At 40.4% G+C, this 4432-nt stretch carries 5 protein-coding genes and 1 tRNA gene; 5 read left to right on the top strand and 1 reads right to left on the bottom strand.

Annotated features, from left to right (window positions below; all coding sequences use genetic code 11):
• From VXK47_RS06745 to VXK47_RS06725, 5 genes are all read left to right on the top strand, one after another.
• The coding region (locus VXK47_RS06745) for a hypothetical protein (protein ID WP_435548006.1) at window positions 1–194 on the top strand (194 nt) is incomplete at its 5' end.
• Between the two features lie 57 nt (window positions 195–251).
• Window positions 252–1421, top strand: coding sequence for an aldo/keto reductase (locus tag VXK47_RS06740; RefSeq protein ID WP_435548005.1), 1170 nt, complete (start codon window positions 252–254; stop codon window positions 1419–1421).
• A 216-nt stretch (window positions 1422–1637) separates the two neighbouring features.
• Complete coding sequence (locus VXK47_RS06735) at window positions 1638–2183, top strand: pyruvoyl-dependent arginine decarboxylase (protein ID WP_435548004.1); 546 nt, start codon at window positions 1638–1640, stop codon at window positions 2181–2183.
• 134 nt (window positions 2184–2317) lie between these two features.
• On the top strand, window positions 2318–3187 hold the full coding sequence (gene speB, locus VXK47_RS06730; protein WP_435548003.1) for an agmatinase family protein: 870 nt from the start codon (window positions 2318–2320) through the stop codon (window positions 3185–3187).
• Window positions 3188–3255: 68 nt separating this feature from the next.
• Window positions 3256–3331, top strand: a tRNA-Ala gene (locus VXK47_RS06725).
• 43 nt (window positions 3332–3374) lie between these two features.
• On the opposite strand, the gene VXK47_RS06720 is transcribed toward VXK47_RS06725, so the two are convergent.
• Window positions 3375–4250, bottom strand: coding sequence for a tyrosine-type recombinase/integrase (locus VXK47_RS06720; RefSeq protein WP_435548002.1), 876 nt, complete (start codon window positions 4248–4250; stop codon window positions 3375–3377).
• Window positions 4251–4432 lie beyond the last annotated feature (182 nt).

Genomic DNA, 4432 nt, shown 5'->3' with positions numbered 1-4432 from the left:
AGTATCTGCATCGAAACAAGCCTTATATCCCGTGTTATGCAATACGGAAACATCTGGGTCTTCGAAATTCGAGCAATATTGGAGAGAAGATGAATGACCTCGTTGTTTCAGAGCGCCAAAAGCATAACGGAATGAGTTGGTACAAACCGGGTTCTGTCGCTCTTGCTTCGCTAACAGCACTTAAAAGAAACTGAGACAGAGAACTGGCTCGAAAACCAAAAACTTGATTTCAAACTCGTTGCCAACTCGGCATGGTAGTTGTTGTGAGATATGGGTTTACTAACCGCACAGGTCGAAATATTTCCGGGCCAACGGCTCCAAATACCGGCATAGATACTGTGCCAAAACGCCCATTCGGAAAAACCGGCGATAAGGTATCTATCTTAGGACTTGGAGGGATGTTTGACATACCATCGAATCAGCTCCTTTTAAAGCAGTCTATTAAATGGGGAGTAACCTATTGGGATACTGCGGATTGCTATGAAGGAGGAAAAAGCGAAAAGGGTATAGGGATGTTTTTTGAAAAATATCCTGAAGAAAGAAAAAAGATTTTTCTTGTAACAAAATCGGACAAAAGGACTCCTGATGGAATGGATAGTCTTTTGAACCGGTCTCTTGAAAGAATGAAAACCTCTTATATAGATCTGTATTTTATTCATGGCTTAAAATCTATAAACGAACTCAATGGTGATACAAAAAAATTGGCAGAGAAGGCAAAGGCGGAAAAAAAGATACGATTTTTCGGTTTCAGCACTCACAGCAATATGGAAGAAAATATGGTGGGCGCTGCACGTCTGGGTTGGATAGACGGAATTATGATGGCTTATAATTTCAGACTTATGCATTCGGGTAATATGAAAAAAGCCTTAGAGGCCTGTGTGAAAGCCGGGATAGGATTAACCGCCATGAAAACACAAGGTGGTGGTCAGGTTAATGCAAGTTCCGAAACCGAACTTGAGATGGCCGGAAGATTTATAAAAAACGGGTACACGGATAAACAGGCAAAACTAAAAGCGGTTTGGGAACATCCTGATATTGCAAGCGTTTGTTCTCAAATGCCGAGCATCAGTATCCTGATGTCCAATATTGCCGCCGCCATAGACAAAACTAAGCTTTCATCTGTTGAAATGGATCTTTTAAAGCAATATGCCAAAGAAACAGCTTGTACATATTGCGCCGGCTGTACCCGAATATGCGAATCCGCAGTTTACGGAGCGGTTCCGATAGGAAATCTTATGCGCTGTCTTATGTATTCGAGAAATTACAAGGAGCCGGTAATGGCAAAAGAGCTTTTTGAAACAATACCAATCAATGAAAGAAAAAAAATTGCCGATCTTGATTTTTCCATTGCGGAACAAAAATGTCCGCAAAATCTGGAAATAGGAAAGCTTGTCAGAGAAGCATACAGCCAATTGTCATAAAATATGATTTTTATTTTTAATATGCATTTTTTTCTTGATTAAATATTCAATGATATGTAAATAGGCAAGTTTCTTATAACAAGCAACTCGGTTTTACAGACGTTTAGTTATAAGCCGGTATTAAAACCGGATTGGTGTGTTACAAACTCATAAATATTTATGAGTTTGTAAAAAGTCATTATTTGGTTCAAATAAATAAAAATGGGGGGACAAAACATGTATGTACCAAGGTATATGTTTTTCACCAAAGGATTTGGAGTAGCAAAGGAAAAGCTTTCTTCCTTTGAAAATGCACTGCGGGATGCGAGAATTGCGCATCTTAATATTGTCACTGTTTCATCAATATTTCCGCCACGCTGCAAGATAATTGACATAGAAAAAGGGCTTTCAAAGCTTGAAGCAGGCGAAGTAACATATTGTGTTATGGCACGGGAACAGATTAATGAGCCCGGCCGAAGAGTGGTTGCAAGCATAGGCCTTGCTTTGCCCGCTGAACCGGGGCGCTACGGATATCTTTCGGAACACCACGGATTCGGTCAGACTGAAACAGAAGCCGGTGACTATGCCGAGGATCTTGCCGCATCAATGCTTGCAAACACGCTGGGCATAGAATTTGATCCGAATAAAGACTATGACGAACGGCGCGAAGTTTACAGGATGAGTGGAAAGATAGTCAAATCACAGCACACTAGCCAGGGATGTCTGGGCGCTGAAGGCAGCCTCTGGACAACAGTAGTTGCAGCAGCCATCTTTGTAAAATAAATCACTACCGTTATAAACCTTTGGCTGATAAAGCCAAAGGTTTATACGACCTTTCTTAATAATCCCACAGATACCCAAAAAATGTTTATTGATTGTTCCTTATTTTAAATATTATTTTGTTGAATACGGTTTTCATGAAAAGAAAAAAATATATTTATTTCGGCAGCAATGAAGTTGCACCGGGAAATCTTGCGGATTCAAAGGTAGTTGTATTGCCGCTGTGCTATGAGAATGCCCCATCGTACGGTGTCGGCAGTAAAGATGGGCCATACCACATTCTGGAAGCATCCATGCAGCTTGAAAGTATGGATGAAGAAACTTTGATAAATTGGGAAGATATAGGTATTCATACTCTTAAACCGCTGCTTCCTTCAAATGATCCTGAAAAAGCCGTGAAGGAAATGGAAAAAGCTGCTTTGGCTGTTTTAAAAAAGAACAAGTTTCTGCTTTCTCTTGGCGGAGATCATGCAATTACAATCGGACCCGTAATGGCGGCAGCCCGGATTTATCCTGATATTGGAGTATTGCAGGTTGATGCTCATCTTGATTTAAGAAACAGCTGGAACGGCAGTAACTATAATCATGCATGCGTAATGCGAAGAATTGTTGATGATGTAAAAATACCTGTCACTCAAGTTGGAATAAGGTCTTTTTCTCCGGAAGAATTCGAATATATAAAGAAAAAAAAATTGAAGCCATTTTATGCTCATAATATTTCACCTTCGGATGACTCATGGATAGATAAAGTTATAAAGACTCTGCCTGAAAGAGTTTATATGACAATTGATCTTGACGGGCTGGATCCTTCAGTTATACCCGGAACAGGCACTCCTGAGCCGGGAGGGCTTTCATACAGGCAGCTTGTTAAGCTTATAAAAGCAGTTGGGGAAAAAAGAAAAGTTATTGCGGCAGATATCAACGAGCTTTCAAAGATAGAAGGTTTTAATGTATCGGAATTTACTGCCGCTAAGATTGCAACCAAAATATTCGTATATTGCCTGTAGTTTGAAAAATTCCAAAATTTTAATGTTGACTCTTTTATTCCTTTTTGTTACTTGGCCATGTACAGAGTGGGGCTGTAGCTCAGCTGGGAGAGCGCATGACTGGCAGTCATGAGGTCAGGAGTTCGATCCTCCTCAGCTCCACCAAAAAATCAACTACTTAGCCATTATCCCAAAAATGCGGTGGTGGCTAAGGTGGTGATTTAATCGTCAGACTGTTCATCACTTCCGTTTTTTTCATTCCAAGAGATTGCAGGTAGGTATCGGTGGTTGTAGCGCGAGAATGTCCGAGAATTGCTTGAATGGCGGTTAAAGGCGCTCCTGCCTCGGCTAATTTAGAGGCTCCATAATGACGCAAAGAATGGAATGAAAATCTTTTAATTCCTGCCCGCTTGCAAATTCCCGCCATTAGCCTTTTCCGGCAATCATACGGTTTGCCGTTGTTTTGGCAAAAAACATATTCTCCTTTCTTTGGTAATTGTTCTAAGATGTATTTAAGGATTTCGTTTATGGGTATTCTCCTTTCGGTTAAGTCGCTGTTTCGGGCTTTCCGGGTTTTCAAGATTAAATAATCCGAATAAACATCTTCCCATTTCAGATAATTTATTTCCCGCATTCTTGCCAAAGTGTAAACAATGGTTAAGAAATAGAAGCGGTCTTTTCCTGCCGATACCATAAATTTAATAATATCCTCTTGGGGCGGAATGTATTTGCGTTTCTTTGAAACAGGAAGCAATTTTATATTCTTGGCCGGATTTGTTTCCAGCCAGTCCCTTTCCACGGCGTGCTGGAAAAGCCTTTTAATCATCTTTAATTCCTTGTTGGCCTGGGTAGGCGATTTCTTGGAATTGATGTAAACTTCAACATCTTCCCGATTGATGACATTTTTACCTCCCCAAATTTTCACCAAGCCTTTAATCAGGTTTTCATTCTCCTTGTAATAACGGAAAGTCCGCCGGACTTTCAGATCCATTAAACGCTTTTCGCATATCTCGGAAAATTTACGGTTGATTTTTAATGCTTTCTTTGCCTCCTTTTCCGCTTTTATGGCTTGGGTTCTTGTCATAAATCCGCCTTGCCTATGGCGGATTTTATCGTGCCAAAAATCTATAATGGACCCCGAAATTTGAACTGATGGTTAAGCTGCTTTTTCTGTGATATTGACTCCATTATAAAGGAAACAGAATGAGAAAGCAATATCCAGGGAATTTTAAAGCAAAGGCTGCATTGGAAGCCATCAGGTCAGAG

The sequence above is a fragment of the Desulfobacterium sp. N47 genome (assembly GCF_051233685.1).
Classification (GTDB): domain Bacteria; phylum Desulfobacterota; class Desulfobacteria; order Desulfobacterales; family RPRI01; genus RPRI01.
This window is presented reverse-complemented; position numbering and strand designations above follow the sequence as displayed.

Excerpts from the sequence above, each read along its gene's own strand:
- VXK47_RS06740 (WP_435548005.1), top strand. The coding sequence starts at position 252 with ATGGTAGTTGTTGTGAGATATGGGTTTACTAACCGCACAGGTCGAAAT.
- VXK47_RS06735 (WP_435548004.1), top strand. The coding sequence starts at position 1,638 with ATGTATGTACCAAGGTATATGTTTTTCACCAAAGGATTTGGAGTAGCA.
- VXK47_RS06720 (WP_435548002.1), bottom strand. The coding sequence starts at position 4,250 with ATGACAAGAACCCAAGCCATAAAAGCGGAAAAGGAGGCAAAGAAAGCA.
- speB (WP_435548003.1), top strand. The coding sequence starts at position 2,318 with ATGAAAAGAAAAAAATATATTTATTTCGGCAGCAATGAAGTTGCACCG.